Source organism: Sphingomonas sp. DC4900 (assembly GCF_049896485.1).
GTDB lineage: Bacteria > Pseudomonadota > Alphaproteobacteria > Sphingomonadales > Sphingomonadaceae > Sphingomonas > Sphingomonas aquatilis.
In genome coordinates this window covers 165,974-189,431 of record NZ_JAFCUK010000006.1, presented here as the reverse complement: position 1 = coordinate 189,431, position 23,458 = coordinate 165,974, and the positions used below count along the sequence as shown (strand labels likewise).

Here is a 23,458-nt window from a genome sequence, read left to right as displayed (position 1 = left end):
CCCTGCCTGGCCGGTTGAGCCGCGATGGACGACGATCTCGCCCGCCAGCTGCCCGATCCGCCGCCGCCGCGCCCCGCCGCGCGGCGGGCGGCGCTGGATGCGGCGATGGCGCGGTTCGATGGGGTGGAGGCACCCACTCCGCCCCGCCGCCAACCGCCCGCACGTGCCGGCTGGCGCTTGCGGCCGGGGCCGGCGGGAGCGCTCGCCTCGATCGCGCTCGTCGCCTTGGTGGGCATCCCGATGGCGCTCGATCATCGCGACGTGCCGAGCGAGGTCGCGCGCCACCGACCCAAAGGCGACGCACGGCCGGAACAGATCGTGGCGGACCGGATGGCTCCGGCGCCGCCATCCGCCGTGAAGGCCGAAGGGACGCCCACCCCCGCCGCACCGGTACACCGCGCGACGGAGAGGCAGGAAGAGGCCGTTCCGCCGCCGCCTCCTGTGCCCGCGCCGGTATCCGCACCCGTGTCCGCGTTCGCGCCCGCACCGGTGCCGGAAGCCGTGGTGGAACCTGCGCCGCCTCCACCGCCGCCCCCGCCCCCCGCGCCCGCGGCATCGATGTCCGCCCCGGCTCAGACGCAGGACGTCGTGGTTACGGGATCGCGCGTCGCACGCCGCACCGGCGTCGGTCGCTACACGGAACGCGCCTCCGGCATTGCCGCCGACCCCGCGGATACGGCCTTGCGCACCGGCCTCGCCGCGCTGGAGGCTGGCGATCCCACCGCCGCGATCGGCGCGCTGGACCGGGCCATCGCGCTGCGCCCCGACCTGGCGAGCGCTTATCTAAACCGCGCGCTCGCCTATCGGCAGCGCGGCGACCTGGCGCGGGCGGAAAAGGATATGGACCGCGCGATCCGCCTCGATCGCTCCGCCCGCGCCTATCGCCTGCGCAGCGATATTCGGGCAGAGCGCGGCGATGCCAGGGGCGCGCAGAAGGATCGCGAGCGTGCCGACCGGTTGGAGGCGGACGGCGCCGGGCGATAGGCGTTTGCCCCGGGACTTGGTGTTTGCACCCGCCTCCCCTAAAGCACGGCCATGTCCCGTCTTCCTATCGTCGCGATCGTCGGCCGTCCCAATGTCGGCAAGTCGACGCTGTTCAACCGCCTCGTCGGCAAGAAACTCGCGCTGGTCGACGATCGGCCGGGCGTGACGCGCGACCGGCGCGAAGGCGATGCGACGCTGATCGGCATGGACTTCCGCGTCGTCGACACCGCCGGCTACGAAGATCACGACGCCCAGACGCTGCCCGGCCGCATGCGCCTGCAGACCGAGGCGGCGATCGGCCAGGCAGACGTCGCGCTGTTCCTGGTCGATGCGCGCGCGGGCGTGGTGCCGCTCGACGAAGAGATCGCGCGCTGGCTGCGCTCGTCGTCCACCCCCGTCGTGCTCGCCGCCAACAAGGCGGAGGGGAAGGCCGGCGAACAAGGCATCCTCGAATCCCTCGCGCTGGGCTTCGGCGATCCGGTGCAGCTGTCCGCCGAACATGGCGAGGGCATGGGCGACCTGTTCGAGGCGCTGCTTCCCCATCTGGAAGCCGCGATCGAGGCGATGCCGGAAGAAGAGGACGACGACTCCCCCGACGCACCGCTGAAGCTCGCCATCGTCGGCCGCCCCAACGCGGGCAAGTCGACGCTGATCAACAAGATGCTGGGCGAGGACCGGATGATCACCGGGCCCGAAGCCGGCATCACCCGCGATTCGATCGCGGTCGACTGGACCTGGTACGACCGCGACAACATCCCGCGCGCCGTCCGCCTGATCGACACCGCCGGCATGCGCAAGCGCGCCAAGGTGCAGGACAAGCTGGAAAAGCTGTCGGTCGCCGATGCGCTGCACGCGGTCGACTTCGCCGAGGTGGTCGTGCTGCTGCTCGATGCGACGCTGGGGCTGGAGGCGCAGGATCTGCGCATCGCCGACAAGGTGCTGTCCGAAGGCCGCGCGCTGGTGATCGCACTGAACAAATGGGACGTCGCCGAAAACGCCTCATCGCTGTTCAACGGCGTCAAGCGCGCGCTGGAGGACGGCCTGTCCCAGGTAAAGGGCGTCACCGTGATGACCGTGTCGGCGGCGACCGGCAAGGGCATCGACCAGCTGATCCAAGCCTGTTTTGAAACGCGCGAGGCCTGGTCGCAGCGCGTCGGCACCGGCGAGCTCAACCGCTGGTTCGAACGCGCGGTCGAGGCGAATCCCCCGCCCGCCCCCGGCGGCAAGCGGATCAAGATGCGCTACGTCACGCAGATCAAGACACGGCCGCCGAGCTTCGTGATCTTTGGCACGCGCGTCGACCAATTGCCGGCGAGCTATGAACGCTATCTGGTCAATTCAATGCGTAAGGATCTGGGATTTGGGGCAGTTCCTGTGCGTCTGACCTTCCGCGCGCCGAAGAATCCCTTCGACACCAAAGATTAGGGTCCGCCCTAATCGGCCGCATCGGCAACCAGCTGTTTACCGCTGCTCAATATGGTTGGTCCGATCCTGAGGGGAGAAGGCCGTGTCGTTCGAAGGCAGCACGTTGGTGGATTGGGCGGCGTTCGCCCAGGCGCGCGCCGAACTGGGCGCCGGCTTCGTGCGCATATTGGGCTATTTCCGCGAAGACGGCGTGAAATCGGTGTCGGCGATCGAACAGGCGATGCGCGCGCAAACCGCCGCCGCGATGGTGATTCCGGCGCACACGCTGAAGGGCGAGGCGCGCCAGTTCGGTGCAGAGCCGCTGGCGATGCTGGCCGAGACGATCGAGGAATTCGCGCGCGACTGCGTCGAGCGCCACGAAACCTGCGAAGAGGCGCTGGAGCATGTCGTGCGCCTGCGCCCGCTGTTCTTCGAAACGCTGGCGCTGCTGGAGCGCGAGGCAAACCCGCTCGTGCCGCGGCGGCCGGCGGGCGGCGGCTTCGGGCGCCGTTTGGGGTAAGCCAAGGCCTATCGGCATTCACCGTCGTGATGGATTCCCGACGAGCGGAAAGACCTGAAAAAGAGTTTTGTTCGCGCGGAGGCGCGGAGGACGCAGAGGTGTGGGGTCTGCCGCGCGAGCAGCCTGTCCATCTCGGTCGAGGTCAAGGCGAAGCGCTTCCACGCGCGAGACACCTCCGCGTCCTCCGCGCCTCCGCGTGAACCGTCTTTTCTTCATTTCTTCGCATCTTGGCGTGAATGAATATCGATTGGTCCTGGCGATACGTCATCCCGGCCAAGGCTGGGATCCTCCCGTTGGCGGGCAGTGCGTTCCAACATGAAAAGACACAGCCTGCGCTGGGATGAGGACGATGGCGGGGCCGCTACGCCGCCAGGTCCACCTGTGACCCGACGCACGCCTCGCGAATATCCGCTGCCAATGCATCGACCCGCGCCGGATCCGCATCCCATGCGAACATGAAGCGCGCGCCGCCGCCGATGAAGGTGTAGAAGCGCCAGCCGCGCTGCCGCAGCGCATCGAGCACCGGTTCGGGCGCGATCAGGAACACCGAATTGGCCTGGACCGGGAACAGCAGGTTGATACCGGGCAGCCCCGACACCTGATCCGCCAGCCGCCGCGCCGCGGCATTGCCGTGTTCGGCGTTGCGCAGCCATGCGCCGCTGTCGATCAGCCCGATCCACGGCGCCGACAGGAAGCGCATCTTGGACGCGAGCTGCCCCGCCTGCTTGCAGCGATAGTCGAAATCCTCGGCAAGGCTGCGGTCGAAGAAAATCACCGCCTCGCCGATCGCCAGGCCGTTCTTGGTGCCGCCGAAGCATAGCACGTCGACGCCCGCTTCCCATGTGATCGCGGCGGGGGAGCATCCCAGCGCCGCACAGGCATGCGCGAAGCGCGCGCCGTCCATTTGCAACTTCAGTCCCAGCTCCCGGCACGCCGCGGAAATCGCCTGCACCTCTTCGATCGCATAGACCTGCCCCGTCTCGGTCGGCTGGGTGATCGTGACGACGCGCGGCTTGGGGAAGTGGATGTCCGACCGGCTGATCGCCAGCGCGCGGATCGCATCCGGCGTCAGCTTGCCGTCGGCGGACGGCGCGAGCAGCAGCTTCGACCCGTTCGAGAAGAACTCCGGCGCGCCGCATTCGTCGGTTTCGACATGCGCCGCCGACGAACAGATGACGCTATGGTACGATTGGCACAGCGAGGCGAGCGCCAGCGAATTGGCCGCAGTGCCGTTGAACACGAAGAACACCTCGGCATCCTTCGCGAACAGCGCGCGAAGACGGTCGGCGGCCGCCTGCGTCCAGTCGTCGTCGCCATAGGCGACCGCCGATCCGGCATTGGCAGCGAGCATCGCCTGCATCGCCTCGGGGCAGGCGCCCGCATAATTGTCGCTGGCGAATTGCTGGGGCTGGGCGGTCACGGCGTCGGATCCTTGTGCAAAACGGTCTGCACCCGGAGACGAACGACGATGTGGCGTGAGGTCCCGTTTGGTTGCCGGTCCGGCCACATCCCCCCGTTGCCGGGGGCGCCACCTTGCTCGGGGAGCAGGTTGGCGTCGAACGTCGTTCGACTCTTGATGCTGGCGGGGCGGTTAGCCGCCACTCCCCGTGCGGTCAAGCCGCGCCCGCGCCCACGCCGCCGCCTCCGCCACCACCGGGTCGTCGTCGCCAAGCAACAGGTCGAGCGCCGGGATCAGCGTTGGCGACCCGCTATTGCCCGCGGCGATCGCGGCATTGCGCACCATGCGATTGCGCCCGATCCGCTTGATCGGCGATCCGGAGAAGACCTGCCGGAACCCCGCATCGTCCAACGCCAGCAAGTCGGCGAGCGCCGGCGCGGTCAGCTCGGCGCGCGGGTGGAATGCCATGTTGGCCGCGGCGCTGGCGGCGAACTTGTTCCAGGGGCACACCGCGAGGCAATCGTCGCAGCCATAGATGCGGTTGCCGATGCCAGTCCGAAACTCCTCCGGAATCGGCCCGGCATGTTCGATCGTCAGATAGGAAATGCAGCGACGCGCATCGAGGCGATAGGGCGCGGGGAAGGCATCGGTCGGGCAGGCGCGCTGGCAGGCGTCGCACGATCCGCAACTGTCGCGCCCCGGCGTGTCCGGCGCGAGGTCCAGCGTCGTGTAGATCGCGCCGAGGAACAGCCAACTGCCGTGATCCCGGCTGACGAGATTGGTGTGCTTCCCCTGCCAGCCGAGGCCCGCCGCCTCGCTCAACGGCTTTTCCATCACCGGCGCGGTATCGACAAAGACCTTGAGGTCGCACCCCGCCTCGCGCGCCAGCCAGCGGCCCAGCGCTTTCAGCGCGCGCTTGACGACATCGTGATAGTCGCCGCCCTGCGCGTAGACGGAGATGCGGCCGCGCTCCCCCTCGCCCGCCAGCGCCAGCGGATCGCGTGCGGGCGCGTAGCTCATGCCGAGCGCGATGACGCTGCGCACGTCGCTCCACAAGGCGGCCGGCGCGGCGCGCTGGGCACTGCGCTCCTCAATCCAGATCATGCCGCCGTGGCGGCCTTCATCGAGCCACTGCCGCAACCGTTCGCCACTGCGGGGCGCGGCGTCGGCGTGCGCGATCCCGCACGCGACGAAGCCGAGCGCCGCCGCCTCGGCCTTGATCCGCGCTTCGATAGGGGTCGGGGAAGGCTTGTCTTTCGCCACGCGCGCCCGCTACCACAGACGTCACGACGACACACTCACCCATTCGGGTCGAGCGAATGGGGGCGGATGGTGGGATCAAGCGAACCGGCGGTTTTTGCCGAACATCTGGTCAAGCGCTTCGGCGAGCGGCGCGTCGTCGACGGCGTCGACCTGTCGGTGCCGCGCGGCGCGATCTACGGCGTGCTCGGCCCCAATGGCGCCGGTAAGACGACGACGCTGCGCACCCTGCTCGGCATCATCGAGCCCGACGAGGGGCACCGCTCCATCCTGGGCCACGCCGCCCCACGCGAGGCGAGCGACCGCGTCGGCTATCTGCCCGAAGAGCGCGGCCTGTATCCGTCGATGAAGGCGCGTGACGCGATCGCCTTCATGGGCGCACTGCGCGGGCTCGATCGCCGTACCGGTCGCGCACGCGCCGCCGAGATGATGGAGGCGGCGGGCCTGGGCCATGCGATCGACGAGAAGATCAAGAAACTGTCGAAGGGCATGGCGCAGCTCGTCCAGTTGCTGGGATCGGTGGTGCATCGCCCCGACCTGCTGGTCCTCGACGAACCGTTCAGCGGCCTCGACCCGGTCAATCAGGAAAAGCTCGAATCGCTGATCCTCGCCGAGCGTGACCGCGGCGCGACGGTGCTGTTTTCGACGCATATCATGGCGCATGCCGAGCGCGTGTGCGACCGGCTGGCGATCATCGCCGGCGGCAAGCGCCGCTTCGAAGGGACCGTGGACGCGGCGCGGGGCACGCTGCCCAGCCAGGTCCGCTACCTGCCGACGCATCCCGACGCCGCGATCGCCGACGTGTTGCCGCATGATGCGATGCGCGACGGAGACGGCTGGCGGTTCCAGCTGCCCGGCGAGGGGATCGAAGGGCTGCTCGGCACGCTGATCGCGCGCGGCTATGGCATCGGTGGCCTGTCGATCGAGCGGCCCAGCCTGCATGACGCCTTCGTCCGCATCGTCGGCCGCGACGCCGCCAACCCGCCGGGCGCCAGTCAGTTGAATGGGGGAGCCACTGCATGACCAACCTCGCCCGCACGCTGCGCCAGGCGCTCACCATCGCGCGCCGCGATTTCATCGCGACCGTCTTCACTCCGATCTTCCTGCTGTTCCTGTTCGCGCCGGTCATCATGGGATCGTTCGGCGCGATCGGCGGCATGGGTGCGGCGAGCGTCGCCGATGGCCGCGCCGACAAGACGCGGATGGTCGCCATCGTATCGCCCGATCAGGCGCGCGTGATGACCGACGCGGACGATCGCCTGCGCGACGTGTTCCGCCGTGACGAAGAGGCGCCCCCCGCCCTCGCCACGCTGACGCCGACCGGCGACGCCGCGGCGCAGGCGCGCGCCGCGTTCGAGAGCAAGGACTATGAGGCGAGTGCCGTGCTGTACGGCCCGCTCGACCGGCCGCAGATCCTGTACGGCCCGCGCGGCAAGCGTGCCGCCGATTACCTGGGCGTGTTGGCACAGGAAACGCTGACCGCGGACAAACTCGGCAACGCCGCGCCGCGCGTCGTCGCGACCAAGACGCCCTTGGAGCGGCAGAGCGGCTCCGCGGGCAACCGCCGCCAGTCTGCGTCGTTCGCGGTGTTCGGCGTGTTCCTGCTCAACCTGTTCCTCGCCAGCCAGGTCGTCGGCACCATGGCCGAAGAGCGCAACAACAAGGTGATCGAGGTGCTCGCCGCCGCGGTGCCGCTGGAAAGCGTGTTCCTGGGCAAACTGCTGGGCATGTTCGGCGTCGCGTTGCTGTTCGTCGGCTTCTGGGGGACGATTATCGCCAAATTGGGCTCCTTCCTGCCGCCAGAGGTCGCGCGCGCTCTGGCGATCCAGACCGCGGTCGGCACGCCGGTGTTCGTCGCGCTGTTCGTCACCTATTTCACCATGGCCTATCTGCTGCTCGGCTCGGCCTTCCTCGTCGTCGGCGCGCAGGCGTCGACCCCGCGCGAAATCCAGATGCTCGCGCTGCCGATTTCGGTGTTGCAGATGGGCATGCTGGCGCTCGCGCTGGCCGGCACCGCCAACCCCACCGGCTGGGTCGCGACCGTGGCGGAGCTGTTCCCGCTGTCCTCGCCCTTCGCGATGGCCGGCCGCGCCGCAACCTCGCCGGCGATCTGGCCGCATCTTGCGGCGATCGCTTGGCAGCTGTTGTGGGTGTCGATCTTCATCACGCTCGGCGCGCGGCTGTTCCGGCGCGGCGTGCTGCAATCGGGCAGCGCCCGGCCGTTCTGGAAGCGCGCGAAAGCCAATTGACATAAGTGTCAGTCGGGTATCTCCTGTCGGCAAAAGACAGGAGAGTGATGATGGCGACCCTCATGCAGGCGACCGCACCCGCGGTCGATCCGTTCGACGTCAGCCGCGCGGAACTGTACCGTGACGACACCTGGCACGCGCCCTTCGCGCAATTGCGAGCCGAGGCCCCGGTCTATCGCTGCGAGCATAGCGACTACGGCCCCTATTGGTCCGTCTCGACCTACAAGCCGATCGTTGAGGTCGAATCGCTACCCGATATCTATTCGTCCGAGGTCGGCGGGATCACCCTCGCCGACTTCATCCCCGAAAGCGACGTGCGCATGCCGATGTTCATCGCGCGCGATCGGCCGGTGCATACCGGGCAGCGGCGCACCGTAGCGCCCGCCTTCACGCCATCCGAAATGGTGCGGATGAGCGACGACATCCGCCGCCGTACCGCGGAAATCCTCGACAGCCTGCCGTGGAACACGCGGTTCGACTGGGTGGATACGGTCTCGATCGAGCTGACGACGCAGATGCTTGCGATCCTGTTCGACTTCCCGTGGGAGGACCGGCGCAAGCTGACTTTCTGGTCCGACTGGGCGGGCGATATCGAGCTGGTGAAGAACGAGGAACTGCGCAAGCAGCGCCTCGGCTACATGTACGAATGCGGCGCGTACTTCCAGAATCTGTGGAACGCCAAGGTCGGCCAGCCGCAGACGCCCGACCTCATCAGCATGATGATCCATTCGGATGCGATGAGCCACATGGATCATTTCGAATTCATCGGAAACCTGATCCTGCTGATCGTCGGCGGCAACGACACGACGCGCAACTCGATGACCGCGCTCGCGTATGGCCTCGATCGTTTCCCCGACGAGCGAGCGAAGCTGGAGGCGGACCCGTCGCTGATCCCCAACATGACGCAGGAGATCATTCGCTGGCAGACGCCGCTCGCGCACATGCGCCGTACCGCGACGCGCGATACCGAACTGATGGGGCAGACGATCCGTGAAGGCGACAAGCTGGCGCTGTGGTATATCTCCGCCAACCGTGACGAGAGCGTGTTCGGCCCGGATGCCGACAAGATTGTGGTCGACCGGCCCAATGCACGCCGGCACCTCGCGTTCGGCCACGGCATCCACCGTTGCGTGGGCGCGCGGCTGGCCGAATTGCAGATCGGCATCCTGATGGAGGAAATGGCGAAGCGGCGGATGCGGGTGAACGTCGTCGGCGAACCGACGCGCGTCGCCGCGTGCTTCGTGCATGGTTACCGGCAGTTGCCGGTGGAGATCAGCCGGTATTGATGGCTGCCCCTCCCGTCATTGCGAGCGAACCTATGCTACGCTCGCAATGACGGTCAGAGGACCCACCCCTTAGTTCGGCTTCACCACCTCGACGCTCACCGGCGCCACATCCGAGCAGTCGCCCGCTTCCGCCTTGGCAACCGCAGCCGGCTTCTTGCGACCCATCGTCCAGTTCGCCTGCATCCGCACGCGCGGGTTGGGCGCGCACCAGATTTCGCCGGTGTCGTTGATCGCGGTGACCCAGATCAGATTATGCTCCTGCCCGTAATCGATGACGGCGAAGGCATAGCCTGCCCCCTTGTCGAGGACGTGGACGGGAAGCGGCGGATCGAGCTGCTGGAACGACATGGTATCACCTCTCGGTCGTGCCAAGCGCGCGAATGGGAAGCGAGGTTCCCGGCCGAATCAATAGCATGGGTGGGGATGAAACCGGCCCGATCCCGTCCTACATCCTCATCATGACCGATCAGCCCAGCCGCCGCTCGCTTCTCTCCCTCGCCGCCACCGGTGCCGTCGGCGCCTTTCTGTGGGGGTGCCGCAATGCGCCCGCCGCAGCCGCGGAACGCTATCCGGTGGAGATGAGCGATGCCGCCTGGCGCAAGAAGCTGGGCGATGCGGCATGGACCGTGTTGCGGCACGAGGGCACCGAGCGGCCCTATTCCAGCCCGCTCAATGGCGAACATCGCGCCGGCACCTTTGCCTGCAAGGGCTGCGCGCAGCCGCTGTTTTCGTCCAAGACCAAGTTCGAAAGCGGCACCGGCTGGCCCAGTTTCTATGCGCCGCTGAAGGGTGCGGTCGGCACGCGCAGCGATCGGTCCCTGATGATGGAGCGTGTCGAGGTGCATTGCAGCCGCTGCGGTGGGCATCTGGGCCATGTGTTCGACGACGGGCCGAAGCCGACCGGCAAGCGCTATTGCATGAACGGCGTGGCGATGACGTTCCGGGCGGGGTGAGGGCGCGCTCTTTCGTTCGCGCTAAGCCTGTCGAAGCGCACCCCTCCCCCCAAGCGTCACATCCGCGGATGGCTGCCCTTCGACAGGCTCAGGGCGAATGGCGCTGGAGGTAAGCCCGTGGGTGTGGATTACTTCGCGGCGACCGGAACCACCGGCACGGCGGCAGCGGTGGCGATGATGCTGGTGTCCATGTCGACCATCGGCGTGGCGGGCTCGTCATCGATCGCCGGGGCATGGCCCGAATAGATGAAGCCGTTGGTGGGATAGCTCGAGGTGCCGAGGCCGCCGGTCGGGCCGTACCACACCTTCACTTCGCTCCAGTCGCCGGCGGCCGAGACGTCGATCGCGCGAACGTTGCGCTCGATCGCGCCGGGGCGCGACCAGTTGGCGTGGGTGAGGAGCACTTCGCGGTCGCTGACGACCCGCGACACCATCGCGACATGGCCGACGCGCATGCGGCGGGTGGACTGGAAGGCGAGAACCGCACCGACCTTCGGCGCATGGCCGCGTTCGTACCGGCCGGCGGCCTGGCTCCACCAGGTGTTGGCGTTGCCGTGGATGTCGATGCCCGAGATTTCGCGGGCATAGGGCGCGCACTGCCAGAACTGCGCCATGGCCGGGGTGGCCATCATCAGGCCGCACGATACCACCAGCGCAAAACGCGCTGCCAACGCCTTCAAAGTCATTTGCTGACCCCCCGGTCAAAACCCGTTCGTCGAGGATGTCGCTACACAGGGGGTCGGCTTTCGCCAACAGGCGCGGGAACCATAAGCGCCCAACGGTGTTTGCGCGCCGACGAAGCGATGGGATGAGCGGTGAATCGCGATCCTGTCGCCACGCTGAACGGCGAAATGCTCAGGAATCAGCCAGTTTTGCTGCCCCAAGTCGTGCCAGCCGCGCCTCATGCTCGGCACGGCCGAACGGAAAGCGGGTGAAGACGAACGCCGCGCAGCCGGCGATCAGCAGATAGGTGAGGCCGAAGGTCAGCGTCAGCCGGTCGATCGTGTCGATCGGTACGGTGCCGGGCACCGCCTTTTCGGGGAAGCCGGCGATCGCCAGGATGACGCCCGCCAGGAAGATACCGATCCCCGACGTGCATTTCTGGACGAAGAAGGATCCGGCGAAGAACACCCCTTCCGAGCGGCGACCGGTGCGCATCTCCGAATCCTCGACGACGTCCGCCATCATCGACGCCCCCAGGATGAACGCGCTGACGTTGCACGCGGTCGCGGCGGCGAAGAACACGAGCAGGATCGGCAGCAGCGCGGGCTGCCCCACATCCGGCAGCACATGCAGCAACCGCAGCGCGTACGGCGCGATGTTGAGCGTCGCGCCGATCGCCACCGCGCCCGCCGCCGCGTGCGGCTTGCTCAACTGCTTGCCGATGCGCGGCGCGGCGACGAAGGCGACCAGCACGCCACCGAACAGCGCGACCGTCGCATAGACGAACACGACGCCCTGGAAGCCCCAGACGTAGGTGTAGAGATAGGTCGACATCGCATAGCTGATGCCCTGCACCGTATAGGCGCACAGCCCCGCCAGCATCAGGATGGCGAAGGCGCGGTTCTTCACCGTGTCCGCTAGTTCGCGCAGGTTTTCGCGGAACGTCTGCCGCTCGATCGGCGGGTTGGGCAGATTGGGGATTTCCTTGTGCGTCCCCGCTGCCGAAGTCAGGATCGCCGCCCCCATCAGCAGGGCACCGAGGATCGAATAGCCGATATAGCCCTGCCGGTTGAGCAGCCCGTTGGCATGCTCCGCCGTCGGCGCGAGGAAGTAGAGATAGGCCGACACCAGCATGGTGAGCCCGCCCGCCCAGCCGAACAGATAGCGCCACGCCATGATCCGCGTCCGCTCGTCATAGTCCGACGACAGTTCGGGTGTCAGCGCAACCGAGGGGACCTCATAGGCACTCACCGCGGTGCGAACGAGCACGGCGCAGGCGAAAAGCCAGCCGAGCGTCGCGCCCTGCCCCCAGCCGCTCGGCGGATTCCACAGCAGCACCCAGCCAACCATGATCGGCAGCGCCGAGCCATACATCCATGGGTGCCGCCGTCCCCAGCGCGTGCGCGTACGATCGGACAGGAAGCCCACGGCGGGGTCGACGAAGGCATCGATCAGCAAGGCGACCATCACGACGAGACCGACGGTGGCGGAGGGCAAGCCGACGACCTGGTTGTAGAAGAGCAGCAGGAAGGTGCCGAACCCGGCATCCTTCACGCCATAGGCCACCGCCCCGAAGGCGTAGCTGCCCATCGCGCCGGTGCCGATCCGTCGCGCCGCCGGCACCGCCGCGGCAGCATCCTCTCCCGCTCGTCTCATGCAAGCTCCTGTTTTCTCAGGCGATCATAGTCGCGCGACGAAGGCGGTCAATCACGCTTTCGAATTTCGGGTTTGCAGCACGACGGCGCAGATCCTAGGATATTCAGGACACAACCCGCCCGTCACCGGGCATCACAGTGGATACGGCATGGCCCTCAACCCCGAAACCTTCGACGCGCTGATCGATACCGTCCGTCGCTTCGTCGGCGAACGGCTGCGCCCCCTCGAAGCCGATGTGGAGGCCGCCGACGCTATCCCCGACGCAGTCGTTGCGGAGATGAAAGAGATGGGCCTGTTCGGCCTGTCGATCGCCGAGGACTACGGCGGCCTGGGCCTCGACATGGTCGAGGAATGTCGCGTCGCGATCGAGATGGGCCGGACCACGCCCGCCTTCCGATCTACCTTCGGCACCAATGTCGGCATCGGCAGCCAGGGGCTGGTGATGGCCGGCACGCCCGAACAGAAGGCCGAATGGCTGCCGCGCATCGCCAGCGGCGAGATCGTCACCAGCTTCGCGCTGACCGAACCCGATGTCGGCAGCGATTCCGGCAGCGTAAAGACGCGCGCGGTGCGGGATGGCGACGTCTATCGCCTGTCGGGCACCAAGCGCTACATCACCAATGCCGACAAGGCGCAGCTGTTCACCGTGATGGCGCGCACCGGTGACGAAAAGGGCGCGCGCGGCGTCTCCGCCTTTCTGGTGCCCAAGGACCTGCCCGGCATCACCATCGGCGAACCCGAAAAGAAGATGGGACAGAAGGGCGCGAAGGTCGCCGACGTCCATTTCGACGACGTGCCGGTGCCGGTCGCCAATCGCCTGGGCGCGGAGGGTGAAGGCTTCAAGATCGCGATGCGCGTGCTCGACCGCGGCCGGCTGCACATCAGCGCGGTCTGCGTCGGCGTCGCCGAACGGCTGATCGCCGACAGCGTCGCTTATGCCACCGGTCGCCAGCAATTCGGCAAGGCAATCGCCGAACACCAGCTGATCCAGGGCATGATCGCCGACATGAAGACCGAAGCGCTCGTCGCCCGTGCGATGGTGCTGGAAACGGCGGCGAAGAAGGACCGCGGCGAGGACGTCGTGCTGGAAAGCGCAGCGGCCAAATATTTCGCCAGCGAGATGGTGGGCCGCGTCGCCGACAAGGCGGTGCAGGTCTATGGCGGCGCGGGCTATATCGCCGATTACGGCATCGAACGCCTGTACCGCGACGTCCGCCTGTTCCGCATCTACGAAGGCACCAGCCAGATCCAGCAGGTCATTATCGCGCGCGAAACGATGAAACGCGGGGGGTAGGCCGCAGCGGATCAGCCCGCTGATCCGCGGCTCGGCGGCCTTCCGCGGCCAGCGGGCCGCGGCACGCGAACCCGACTGACAACGCGGCTTTGCCGCGGCGCGTAACCAGGAGAAACATCATGGACACCACCAACCTCTTCCGCCTCGACGGCAAGGTCGCGCTCGTCACCGGCGGCAGCCGCGGCATCGGCAAGATGATCGCCGCCGGCTTCATCGCCCAGGGCGCGAAGGTCTATATCTCCAGCCGCAAGGCGCCGGCTTGCGACGACACTGCCGCCGAACTCGGGCCCAATTGCATCCCCCTGCCGTGCGACGTCAGCACCGTCGCCGGCTGCAAGGCGCTCGCCGAGCAACTCGCCGCGCATGAGGACAAGCTCGACATCCTCGTCAACAATGCGGGCGCCGCCTGGGGCGTGCCGTTCGAGGAGTTTCCGGAAAGCGGCTGGGACAAGGTGATGGACCTCAACGTCAAATCGCCCTTCTTCCTGACGCAGGCGCTACACGGCCTGCTGAAGGCCGCCGGCACGCCGGGCCGCCCCGCCAAGGTCATTAACATCACCTCGATCGACGGCCAGCGCCTCAACCCGTGGGAGACGTACAGCTACCACGCCTCCAAGTCGGCGCTGATCTATCTGACGAAGCGCATGGCCGCGCGGCTGGTGCGCGACCACGTCAACGTCACCTCGATCGCGCCGGGCGCCTTCGCCAGCGACATGAACAAGGCCGCCCGCGACCATGGCGACGACGTCGCGCAAGGCATTCCCGCCGGCCGCATCGGCACGGATGAAGACATGGCCGGCGCCGCCATCTACCTCGCCAGCCGCGCGGGCGATTACGTGATCGGCGAGACGATCACCGTCGACGGCGGCCTGGTCCACGCCGCGCTGGGCACCAGCATCGACGCCTGAGCGGAGCGGCCGGGACGGCGATGTCCGTCCCGGCCAGCGCGTCCCCTCACCCCGCCCCGCTGACCGCAGCCGTCTCGGCGGGTGCAGGCGCATCGGGCAGCGCCTCGACGCCGGGCAGGTCCCAGCGATCCATGGTAATCGCCGAACAGGCATAGGTCGCCTTGTTGCGGAAGGTCGCTGGCTTCATCGCGGCGGCGAGGGCCGGCTGCGATCCGGCCAGCGCCTTCTGCGCGTCGTCGGCATGGCGGACATAGGCGATGCCCGACGTCGAGACGCCGAGCGCCGACTTGCTGTCGACGACCGGAATGAAGTCGCCGAGATAGGCCACCTCGCCCGCCTCGACATGGAAGGTCGGTGCGCCGAAGCAGTTGGTCGTCGTCGCCATCTTGGTGATGACGGCGGTGGAGGCGATGACATAGTCGCCCGGCGTCACGCGCAGCACCTGCACCTCATAGGGCGCCTTGCGATCGGCGCTGCCCACGGCAAGATCGTAGACGGTCTTGTCCCCCGTCTTCTTCCAATCCTTGGGGCGATAGACCAGGTCCCGCCCCTTCGTGTCGTACCGCGTCAGCTGCACGAAACCAGACCGGCCCGCGCTCGCCGCGTTCGGGCGGCGGAAAGCGACGACCACCGCCGCCTCGTCGGGCGCGAGGACGAAGGGCGCGGCGGCATCCACCTTCTTGCCCAGGAACAGCGTGCCGGGCGTGCTGAGCGGCGCATCGACGCGTGCGACGAGATCATCGGGCTGCGCGAAGGTCGTGCGTTCGGTGATTGTGCCGTCGACGGTCTGCGCGCCGACGATGCCGTTGAAATAGGCATCGCGATCCGCGTCGGTCATCGCACCGACCCGCGCGGCATTCTCCTTCGACACCTCGACCACCCGCCAGCCATCGATCAGCAGGCAATTGCGGCGGTTGGCGCGCCGCTGCTGCCCCTCGGCGATCGCACCGGCGATCAGCCCGCCAATCCCGCCGCCGATCCCCGCGGCGATCGGCGACATCAGCGCCGGGTTATAGTAATAAGGGATCGACCCCGAGGGCGTCCGCGACCCGCGCGCGATCAGGCGACAGCGCTGCCAGGCCGCATCATATTGCGCGCGCGTCGCGCCCGGCCGATTGTAGAAATGGCTGTCCTTGAGGTCGCGCGCCGCATCCTTGGCGATCTCCTCGGGCGTATCGCGCGGATCGGCGGGCGGCGTCTGCGCCACGGCGGGCGGTTTGGTGCCGCCATAGGTCATCGGCAGCGTCGCCTGTGCGTAAGCGATATGCGCCATGCCGCACGCCGCGAGCAGGCTCGCGGCCACCATCATCCTGTTCATGCATCCCCCCCGGAACTGGTTCCGAAGCGGATCATACGCAGGGCGAGACCGGCGGCAAGACGCTATCGCCCGCCGCCGGCCCGTGTCCGGTCAGCGCGCGATGCCGCCCGCCGCCAGCACCGCCAGGGTCACCAGCTCGCTCGCGGTCGAGGTCATCGGTGCGATCTGCACGGGCTTTTCCATGCCGATCAGCATCGGGCCGATCACGCTGTCCCCGCCCAGTTCGCGCAACAGCTTGGCGGCGATATGCGCCGATTGCAGGCCCGGCATGATCAGGATGTTGGCGGGCCCCGACAGGCGCGCGAAGGGATAGTTCGCCAGCTGCTTGGGGTTCAGCGCGACGTCGGGCGGCATCTCGCCTTCATATTCGAAGCCGACGTTGCGCTTGTCGAGTTCGGATACCGCGTCGCGGATATTGTCGACCCAGGCGCCCTTGGGGTTGCCGAAGGTCGAATAGCTCAGCATCGCGACGCGCGGTTCGTGGCCCATGCGGCGCGCGACCTGCGCGGTCTGTTCGGCGAAGTCGGCGAGCTGTTCGCCGGTTGGCCGTTCGTTCACCGTCGTGTCCGCGATGAAGACGGTGTGGCTCTGCCCGACGAGCACGTGGATGCCGAAGGGGGTGCGCCCCGCCTCGGGATCGATCACGCGCTTCACCTGACGCATCGATTCCGCCCAGGTGCGGGTGATGCCGGTGATCATCGCATCCGCTTCGCCCAGCTGAAGCAGCGCCGAACCGAAGACGTTGCGGTCCTGGTTGATCATCCGCTCGACATCGCGGTGCAGATAGCCACGGCGTTGCAGGCGGTTGTACACGAAGTCGACCATCTTCGGGACCAGCGGCGAATGGCGGCTGTTGTGGACCTCATATTCCTGCGGGTTGGAGACACCTAAAGCCTTCAGGCGATCGTAGACGTCGTCGCGGCCGACGAGCACCGGAGTACCATAGCCGCCCTCCTTGAAGGCGATGGCGGCGCGCAGCACCACTTCCTCCTCGCCCTCGGCGAACAGCACGCGCTTCGGCCGCGCACGCGCACCTTCATAGGCGAGGCTGAGCACCGACGTCGTCGGGTTGAGCCGCGCGCGCAGCTGCTGGCGGTACGCCTCCATGTCGAGGATCGGCTTGGTTGCGACGCCCGAATCCATCGCCGCCTTGGCGACGGCGGAGGGCACCAGCTCCATCAGCCGCGGATCGAACGGCGCCGGGATGATATATTCGGGGCCGAAGCTGTGCTGCACGCCATAGGCCATCGCCACCTCTTCCGGCACGCGTTCGCGCGCCAGTTCGGCGATGGCATTGGCGGCGGCGATCTTCATCGCATCGTTGATGCCGGTGGCGCGCACGTCGAGCGCACCGCGGAAGATGAAGGGGAAGCCGATGACGTTGTTGACCTGGTTCGGATAATCCGACCGGCCGGTGGCGATGATCGCATCGGGGCGCGCCGCCTTGGCGAGTTCGGGGCGGATTTCCGGTTCGGGATTGGCCATGGCGAAGATGATCGGCGCCTTCGCCATGTCCTTCACCATCTCGGGCTTCAGCGCGCCCGCGGCGGACAGGCCGAGGAAGACGTCGGCGCCGTTCAGCGCCTCGGTCAGCGTGCGGCGGTCGGTGGCGGCGGCATGCGCCGACTGCCACTGGTTGATGTCCTCGCGCCCCTGATAGATCACGCCTTCGCGATCGCACATGATGACGTTGTCGTGGCGCACGCCCATCGCCTTCATCAGCTCGGTGCAGGCGATCGCCGCCGCGCCCGCGCCGTTGACGACGACCTTCACCTCGTCCAGCCGTCGCCCGGTCAGCAGGCAGGCGTTGATGAGCCCCGCCGCACAGATGATCGCGGTGCCGTGCTGGTCGTCATGGAAGACCGGAATGTTCATCCGCTCGCGCAGCGTCTGCTCGATGATGAAGCATTCGGGCGCCTTGATGTCTTCCAGGTTGATGCCGCCGAAGCTCGGCTCCATCAGCTCGATCGCATCGATGATCCGGTCGACGTCCTCGGTCTTCAGCTCGATGTCGATCGAGTCGACGTCGGCGAAGCGCTTGAAGAGGACGGCCTTGCCCTCCATCACCGGTTTGGACGCCAGCGCGCCGAGATTGCCCATGCCGAGGATCGCGGTGCCGTTCGAGATGACCGCGACGAGGTTGCCCTTGGCGGTATAGTCGTAAGCGGTGGCGGGATCGTCGGCGATCGCCTGCACCGGCACCGCGACGCCGGGCGAATAGGCGAGCGCGAGGTCGCGCTGCGTCGCCATCGGCTTGGATGCGATGATCTCGATCTTGCCCGGGCGCCCCTCCGAATGGAACAGCAGCGCTTCGCGCTCGGAAAACTGGACGGACGCTGTGTCGGACATGGGGACCTCGCTGCCGGGGAAGGACGCTACGGCTCTTGGCCGTTCCGGCACAGGCTTTCAACCCAAAGGCGGAGCAGGTATGATCGCGGCATGAAGCACGAGGCCGACATCGTCCCCCGCCCGCGCCGCATTCCGGACGCCAGCGACTTTGCGCGGGCCAAGGCGGCGTGTGCCGCGGGCGCCCCGGTCGAGCACGTCGTCGTCGGACAATGGCTGCTGACCTGGGGCAAGCCCGGTCGCAAGACTTTCGAGGACTGGCTCAACGACCAGAATGGCTGAGGTCGTCTGGGACCCAGCGGCGCTCGCAGACCTGAACGGTACGATCGCCTATATCGAACAGTTCGATCCACACGCGGCGGACAGGATCGGCACGCGGCTGTTCAACCTCGGCGAGAGCCTTGCCGACTTCCCCCATCGCGGGCGGCCTGCGGGTGGCCGTCAGCGCGAGATGACGAACGTTCCGCCCTATATTCTACGCTATGACGTACACGGCGATCTGGTCACGATCCTCGCCATCCGGCATGGCGCACGCCAACCCGATGCCGACTGACGAATCATGACCACCCCCACCCCGATGATGGCGCAATACCTCGGCCTGAAGGCGGAGGCGGAGGATTGCCTGCTGTTCTACCGCATGGGCGACTTCTTCGAATTGTTCTTCGATGATGCGCGCATTGCGAGCCAGGTGCTCGATATCGCCCTCACCGCCCGCGGCGAGCATGACGGCGAAAAGGTGGCGATGTGCGGCGTGCCCGTCCATGCCGCGACCGCCTACCTCCAGCGCCTGATCAAGGCGGGCCACCGCGTCGCCATCGCCGAACAGACCGAAAGCCCCGAGGCGGCGCGCAAGGCCCGCGGCAGCAAGGCGCTGGTCAACCGCGCGATCGTGCGGGTCGTCACTGCCGGCACGCTGACCGAGGAGGCGCTGCTCGACGCGCGGGCCGACAATTGGTGTGTCGCCATCGGCGAGGCGGCGGGCGCGGTGGCGCTGGCGGCGGCGGACGTATCCACCGGGCGGTTCGTGGTGATCGACTGTTCGGCCGACGCACTGGGTGCGGAACTGGCGCGACTGGGCGCCGCCGAGGTGGTGGCCTCCGAAACCAGCGACCATGCAGACGCGGCGACCAGCCTGCGGCCGCGCGGCGGCTTCGACAGCGGCAGCGCGGAGGCGCGGCTGAAAGCATTGTTTGGCGTGGCGACGCTCGACGGCTTCGGCAGCTTTTCGCGCGCAGGCCTGGCCGCGGCGGGCGGTCTCGTCGCCTATCTGGAGCATACCGCGAAGGGCGCCCTGCCCTTCCTCCGCCCGCCGCAGCTTGCCCGCGCCGCGGAGACGATGGCGATCGACGCCGCGACGCGCGAAAGCCTGGAGCTGACCTGCACCACCAACGGCCAACGCAAGGGCAGCCTGCTCGACTGTATCGACCGGACGGTGACGGGCGCGGGCGCACGGGCGCTGGCGAGCGATCTTGGCGCACCACTGATGGATGCCCGTGCGATCGACGAGCGGCTGGATCTGGTGCAGCACTTCCACGATCAGGCAGGCCAGCGCGAGCAGGTGCGGGCCGCGCTACGGGCGCTGCCCGATATCGGGCGCGCCATCGGCCGGCTGGCGGCGGGGCGCGGGTCGCCGCGCGATCTGGGGCAGCTGCGCGACGGGCTAGACGGCGCGTGGCACCTTGGCGAGCGGCTGGGCCAGATTGACGCGCCGCTGGCGCTGCTCCGCCGGATCGCGCCTGCGTTGCGCGGCCATGGCGCGCTGATCGACCTGCTCCGCCGCGCGCTCGTCCCCTCGCCGCCGATCGAGGCGAGCGACGGCGGCTATATCGCGGCGGGCTATGACGACGCGCTCGACGCGCTGCGGGATACCGGCGCCGGCGGACGCCGCGCAATTGCAGCGCTGGAGGCGGAGATGAAGGCCGCGACCGGCATCGCGACGCTGAAGGTCCGCCACAACAACGTGCTCGGCTATCACGTCGAGGTGCCGGCGCGATCGGCCGACGCGCTGATGCAACCCGACAGCGGCTTCACCCATCGCCAGACGCTGGCGGGCGTCGTGCGCTTCAACACGCCCGCGCTGCACGAGGTCGCGGCCAAGGTGTCGCAGGCCGGCGCGCATGCGCTCGCCGCCGAAGCGGCGCATCTGGAAGAGCTGACCGCCGCCGCACTGGCGCAGCGCGAGGCGATCGCCGCCACCGCGGATGCGCTCGCCCGGATCGACGTCGCCGCCGGCCTTGCCGAGCGCGCGGCCGAAGGCGGCTGGGCGCGCGCGACGATCGCCGACCATCCCTGTTTCGACGTCGTCGGTGGGCGGCATCCAGTGGTCGAGGCCGCCGTCGCCAAGGCCGGCGAGCGCTTCGTCGCCAACGACTGCACGCTGTCGCCCGACTCCCGCCTGTGGCTGGTGACGGGCCCCAACATGGGCGGCAAGTCGACCTTCCTCCGCCAGAACGCGCTTTTCGCGGTGCTGGCGCAGGCGGGCAGCTTCGTGCCCGCGACCAGCGCGACGCTGGGGCTGGTCGACCGCCTGTTCAGCCGCGTCGGCGCGTCGGACAATCTCGCGCGCGGCCGATCGACCTTCATGGTCGAGATGGTCGAGACCGCGGCGATCCTGGCGCAGGCGACGCCGCAGAGCTTCGTCATCCTCGACGAGGTCGGGCGCGGCACCAGCACCTACGACGGGCTCGCGATCGCCTGGGCGGTGGTGGAGGCGATCCATGAGGACAATCGCTGTCGCTGCCTGTTCGCGACGCATTACCACGAGCTGACCCGCCTTGCCGAACGCTGCGACGCGCTGACCCTGCACCACGTCCGGGCGCGCGAGTGGAAGGGCGAGCTGGTGTTGCTGCACGAACTGGCCACCGGGCCGGCGGATCGCAGCTACGGCCTGGCCGTCGCGCGGCTGGCGGGCATGCCGCCGGCGACGGTGGCGCGGGCGAAGGCGGTGCTCGCCAAGCTGGAGGCGGGGCGCGCGAAGACCGGCGGGTTGGCGGCTGGGCTGGACGACCTGCCGCTGTTCGCCGCCGCCGCGCAGGTGGAGGAAGAGACGTGCGACGCGATCCGGGCGGAGGTGGAGGCGCTCGACGTCGACGCGCTGACGCCGCGCGAGGCGCTGGACACGCTGTACCGGCTGAAGGCGTTGGCGCGGGAGAGTTGAAGCGGTTCGGGCTGCCCCCCACTTCGTCACCCCGGACTTGGTCCGGGGTCCACTCTGCGGCGAGGGGGACGGCTAGAGGCTTGACCGCCCCCGTGTGGCACGGTGGACCCCGGAACAAGTCCGGGGTGACGGAGCGTGTAGGGCGACGTCCCGGTTACAACACGAAGCGGCTCAAGTCCGTGTTCCTTGCGATCCCGGCCAGTTGCTTTTCCACATAGGCCGCATCCACCGTCACCGGTTCGCTGCGGTCCTCGGCATCGAAGCTCACCTCTTCCAGCAGCTTTTCCATCACCGTCTGCAGGCGGCGCGCGCCGATATTCTCGACCTGGCCGTTCACCTCGGCGGCGATGCGGGCGATGGCGGCGATGCCGTCGTCGGTGAAGGTGACATCGACACCCTCGGTCGCGATCAGCGCCTTGTACTGCGCCGGCAGCGACGCCTTGGTGTCGGACAGGATCGCGATGAAATCCGCTTCCGTCAGGCCCTTCAGCTCCACGCGGATCGGCAGGCGACCCTGTAATTCGGGCAACAGGTCGCTGGGCTTAGCGACGTGGAACGCGCCACTGGCGATGAAGAGGATGTGATCCGTCTTCATCGGCCCGTATTTAGTCGCCACCGTCGTGCCCTCGATCAGCGGCAGCAGGTCGCGCTGCACGCCTTCACGGCTGACCGAACCGCCGCGCACATCGCTGACCGCGATCTTGTCGATCTCGTCGAGGAAAACGATGCCGTTCGCCTCGGCGTCGGCCAGCGCGGTGCGGCTCACCTCGTCCTGGTCGAGACGCTTGTCGGCTTCCTCCTCGACCAATTTGTCCCACGCCCCGCGCACCGTCAGCTTGCGGCGCTTCAGCTGCTGGCCACCGCCGAACGACTTCATCATCTCGGTCAGGTTGATCATCTGCGGCGCGCCACCGGGCACTTCGAACGGCATCGACGGCGCCTGTTCCAGCTCGATCTCGATCTCGGTCTGGTCGAGGTGGCCGTCGGCGAAGCGCTGCTTGAAGCTTTCGCGCGTCGCCTGGCTGCTGTCCTTGCCGACGAGCGCGTCGAGCAGCCGCTTCATCGCCGCGTCCTCCGCCTTGTCCTTCACCGCGAGGCGGCGGCGCTCCTTCTCCAGCCGGATCGCTTCCTCGACGAGGTCACGGGCGATCTGTTCGACATCGCGGCCGACATAGCCGACCTCGGTGAACTTGGTCGCTTCCACCTTCACGAACGGCGCATCGGCCAGCTTGGCAAGACGCCGGCTGATCTCGGTCTTGCCGCAGCCGGTGGGGCCGATCATCAGGATATTCTTCGGCGTCACCTCATCGCGCAGGTCGGGCGAGAGCTGCTGGCGGCGCCAGCGGTTGCGCATCGCGACGGCGACCGCGCGCTTGGCGTCGGCCTGGCCGATGATGTGTGCGTCAAGCGCGGCGACGATCGCCTTGGGGGTAAGATTTTCGTTCATTATCTGCCTGTTCGCCGGAATCTGGCGATCTGAAAGGTCACAAAAGTCGCACGGATGCGCGTGTTTTTCAGCTCGCGCTGTCGAGCATTTCGATCGTCGTGCGGTCGTTAGTGTAGACGCACACCTCCGCGGCGATCGCCATCGCCTTGCGGCAGATCGTCTCGGCGTCCTGTTCGTAATCGACCAGTGCACGGGCCGCGGCGAGCGCGTAATTGCCGCCCGATCCGATCGCCGCGACGCCGTTTTCCGGCTCCAGCACGTCGCCGTTGCCGGTCAGGATCAGCGTCACGTCCTTGTCCGCGACGATCATCATCGCTTCCAGGTTGCGCAGGTATTTGTCGGTGCGCCAGTCCTTTGCCAGCTCGACCGCGGCGCGCATCAACTGGCCCTGGTGACGCTCCAGCTTCGCCTCCAGCCGCTCGAACAAGGTGAAGGCGTCGGCGGTCGCGCCGGCAAAGCCGCCGATCACCTGCCCCTCGCTGCCGAGGCGGCGGACCTTCTTCGCATTGGGCTTCATGACCGTCTGGCCCATCGAGACCTGGCCGTCGCCGATGACGACGACCTTGCCATTGCGACGGACGGACAAAATGGTGGTGCCATGCCAGACCGGCATG

The 23,458-nt window shown here is 67.8% G+C and carries 21 protein-coding genes and 1 riboswitch; of the genes, 12 read left to right on the top strand and 9 right to left on the bottom strand.

Features of this window, described 5'->3' with window-relative positions; genetic code table 11:
- The first annotated feature begins 24 nt into the window (after positions 1-24).
- From ACP690_RS09500 to ACP690_RS09490, 3 genes are all read left to right on the top strand, one after another.
- Positions 25-984: a tetratricopeptide repeat protein gene (locus ACP690_RS09500; protein ID WP_426260945.1), complete on the top strand. Its 960-nt coding sequence runs from the start codon at positions 25-27 to the stop codon at positions 982-984.
- A gap of 51 nt (positions 985-1,035) precedes the next feature.
- Positions 1,036-2,409, top strand: a complete 1,374-nt coding sequence (gene der, locus ACP690_RS09495) for a ribosome biogenesis GTPase Der (RefSeq protein WP_426260944.1) — start codon at positions 1,036-1,038, stop codon at positions 2,407-2,409.
- A gap of 82 nt (positions 2,410-2,491) precedes the next feature.
- Positions 2,492-2,908: an Hpt domain-containing protein gene (locus tag ACP690_RS09490; protein WP_043060370.1), complete on the top strand. Its 417-nt coding sequence runs from the start codon at positions 2,492-2,494 to the stop codon at positions 2,906-2,908.
- Positions 2,909-3,269: 361 nt separating this feature from the next.
- Here the strand turns inward: ACP690_RS09490 and ACP690_RS09485 are convergent, their stop codons facing one another.
- Positions 3,270-4,328, bottom strand: coding sequence for a threonine aldolase family protein (locus tag ACP690_RS09485; protein ID WP_426260943.1), 1,059 nt, complete (start codon positions 4,326-4,328; stop codon positions 3,270-3,272).
- 57 nt (positions 4,329-4,385) lie between these two features.
- Positions 4,386-4,493: riboswitch (SAM-I-IV-variant riboswitch) on the bottom strand.
- Between the two features lie 6 nt (positions 4,494-4,499).
- Positions 4,500-5,570, bottom strand: a complete 1,071-nt coding sequence (gene queG / locus ACP690_RS09480; protein WP_426260942.1) for a tRNA epoxyqueuosine(34) reductase QueG — start codon at positions 5,568-5,570, stop codon at positions 4,500-4,502.
- A 66-nt stretch (positions 5,571-5,636) separates the two neighbouring features.
- Here queG and ACP690_RS09475 point away from each other — a divergent pair, with 66 nt between their 5' ends.
- From ACP690_RS09475 to ACP690_RS09465, 3 genes are read left to right on the top strand one after another with little or no spacing between them, the layout of a single operon-like run.
- Positions 5,637-6,590: an ABC transporter ATP-binding protein gene (locus ACP690_RS09475; protein ID WP_426260941.1), complete on the top strand. Its 954-nt coding sequence runs from the start codon at positions 5,637-5,639 to the stop codon at positions 6,588-6,590.
- Positions 6,587-7,816: an ABC transporter permease gene (locus ACP690_RS09470; protein ID WP_426260940.1), complete on the top strand. Its 1,230-nt coding sequence runs from the start codon at positions 6,587-6,589 to the stop codon at positions 7,814-7,816. Before ACP690_RS09475 ends, ACP690_RS09470 begins: the two co-directional genes overlap by 4 nt.
- A gap of 50 nt (positions 7,817-7,866) precedes the next feature.
- On the top strand, positions 7,867-9,102 hold the full coding sequence (locus ACP690_RS09465; RefSeq protein ID WP_426255345.1) for a cytochrome P450: 1,236 nt from the start codon (positions 7,867-7,869) through the stop codon (positions 9,100-9,102).
- Positions 9,103-9,171: 69 nt separating this feature from the next.
- Here ACP690_RS09465 and ACP690_RS09460 read toward each other — a convergent pair whose 3' ends face one another.
- The gene (locus ACP690_RS09460; RefSeq protein ID WP_426255209.1) at positions 9,172-9,450 is read right to left on the bottom strand and encodes a hypothetical protein; all 279 of its coding nucleotides are present in this window, start codon (positions 9,448-9,450) and stop codon (positions 9,172-9,174) included.
- Between the two features lie 65 nt (positions 9,451-9,515).
- Between ACP690_RS09460 and msrB the strand changes: the two genes are divergently transcribed.
- Positions 9,516-10,055, top strand: a complete 540-nt coding sequence (gene msrB, locus ACP690_RS09455; protein ID WP_244056091.1) for a peptide-methionine (R)-S-oxide reductase MsrB — start codon at positions 9,516-9,518, stop codon at positions 10,053-10,055.
- 128 nt (positions 10,056-10,183) lie between these two features.
- Here msrB and ACP690_RS09450 read toward each other — a convergent pair whose 3' ends face one another.
- Positions 10,184-10,741: a CHAP domain-containing protein gene (locus ACP690_RS09450; protein ID WP_426255208.1), complete on the bottom strand. Its 558-nt coding sequence runs from the start codon at positions 10,739-10,741 to the stop codon at positions 10,184-10,186.
- A gap of 169 nt (positions 10,742-10,910) precedes the next feature.
- On the bottom strand, positions 10,911-12,308 hold the full coding sequence (locus ACP690_RS09445; RefSeq protein WP_426260962.1) for an MFS transporter: 1,398 nt from the start codon (positions 12,306-12,308) through the stop codon (positions 10,911-10,913).
- A 214-nt stretch (positions 12,309-12,522) separates the two neighbouring features.
- On the opposite strand from ACP690_RS09445, the gene ACP690_RS09440 reads away from it, so the two are divergent.
- Together ACP690_RS09440 and ACP690_RS09435 are read left to right on the top strand one after the other, a co-directional pair.
- Positions 12,523-13,668: an acyl-CoA dehydrogenase family protein gene (locus ACP690_RS09440; protein WP_426260939.1), complete on the top strand. Its 1,146-nt coding sequence runs from the start codon at positions 12,523-12,525 to the stop codon at positions 13,666-13,668.
- Between the two features lie 119 nt (positions 13,669-13,787).
- Entirely contained in the window at positions 13,788-14,576 is a 789-nt protein-coding gene (locus tag ACP690_RS09435) for an SDR family oxidoreductase (RefSeq protein WP_063685953.1), read from the top strand.
- Positions 14,577-14,622: 46 nt separating this feature from the next.
- Here ACP690_RS09435 and ACP690_RS09430 read toward each other — a convergent pair whose 3' ends face one another.
- On the bottom strand, positions 14,623-15,894 hold the full coding sequence (locus tag ACP690_RS09430) for a hypothetical protein (protein WP_426260938.1): 1,272 nt from the start codon (positions 15,892-15,894) through the stop codon (positions 14,623-14,625).
- 90 nt (positions 15,895-15,984) lie between these two features.
- Positions 15,985-18,243: an NADP-dependent malic enzyme gene (locus tag ACP690_RS09425; RefSeq protein ID WP_426260937.1), complete on the bottom strand. Its 2,259-nt coding sequence runs from the start codon at positions 18,241-18,243 to the stop codon at positions 15,985-15,987.
- Positions 18,244-18,333: 90 nt separating this feature from the next.
- Between ACP690_RS09425 and ACP690_RS09420 the strand changes: the two genes are divergently transcribed.
- Genes ACP690_RS09420 through mutS form a run of 3 tightly spaced genes read left to right on the top strand, consistent with a single transcriptional unit; the run spans position 18,334 to position 21,397 of the window.
- Positions 18,334-18,522, top strand: a complete 189-nt coding sequence (locus tag ACP690_RS09420) for a hypothetical protein (protein WP_147036564.1) — start codon at positions 18,334-18,336, stop codon at positions 18,520-18,522.
- Entirely contained in the window at positions 18,515-18,793 is a 279-nt protein-coding gene (locus tag ACP690_RS09415) for a type II toxin-antitoxin system RelE/ParE family toxin (RefSeq protein WP_426260936.1), read from the top strand. The genes ACP690_RS09420 and ACP690_RS09415 overlap by 8 nt, the downstream gene beginning before the upstream one ends.
- Positions 18,794-18,817: 24 nt before the next feature.
- The gene (mutS, locus tag ACP690_RS09410; protein WP_426260961.1) at positions 18,818-21,397 is read left to right on the top strand and encodes a DNA mismatch repair protein MutS; all 2,580 of its coding nucleotides are present in this window, start codon (positions 18,818-18,820) and stop codon (positions 21,395-21,397) included.
- 154 nt (positions 21,398-21,551) lie between these two features.
- Here mutS and hslU read toward each other — a convergent pair whose 3' ends face one another.
- Together hslU and hslV are read right to left on the bottom strand one after the other, a co-directional pair.
- Positions 21,552-22,844, bottom strand: coding sequence for an ATP-dependent protease ATPase subunit HslU (hslU, locus tag ACP690_RS09405; protein WP_426260935.1), 1,293 nt, complete (start codon positions 22,842-22,844; stop codon positions 21,552-21,554).
- A gap of 67 nt (positions 22,845-22,911) precedes the next feature.
- Entirely contained in the window at positions 22,912-23,457 is a 546-nt protein-coding gene (gene hslV, locus ACP690_RS09400) for an ATP-dependent protease subunit HslV (RefSeq protein WP_017979689.1), read from the bottom strand.
- Position 23,458: the final 1 nt, after the last annotated feature.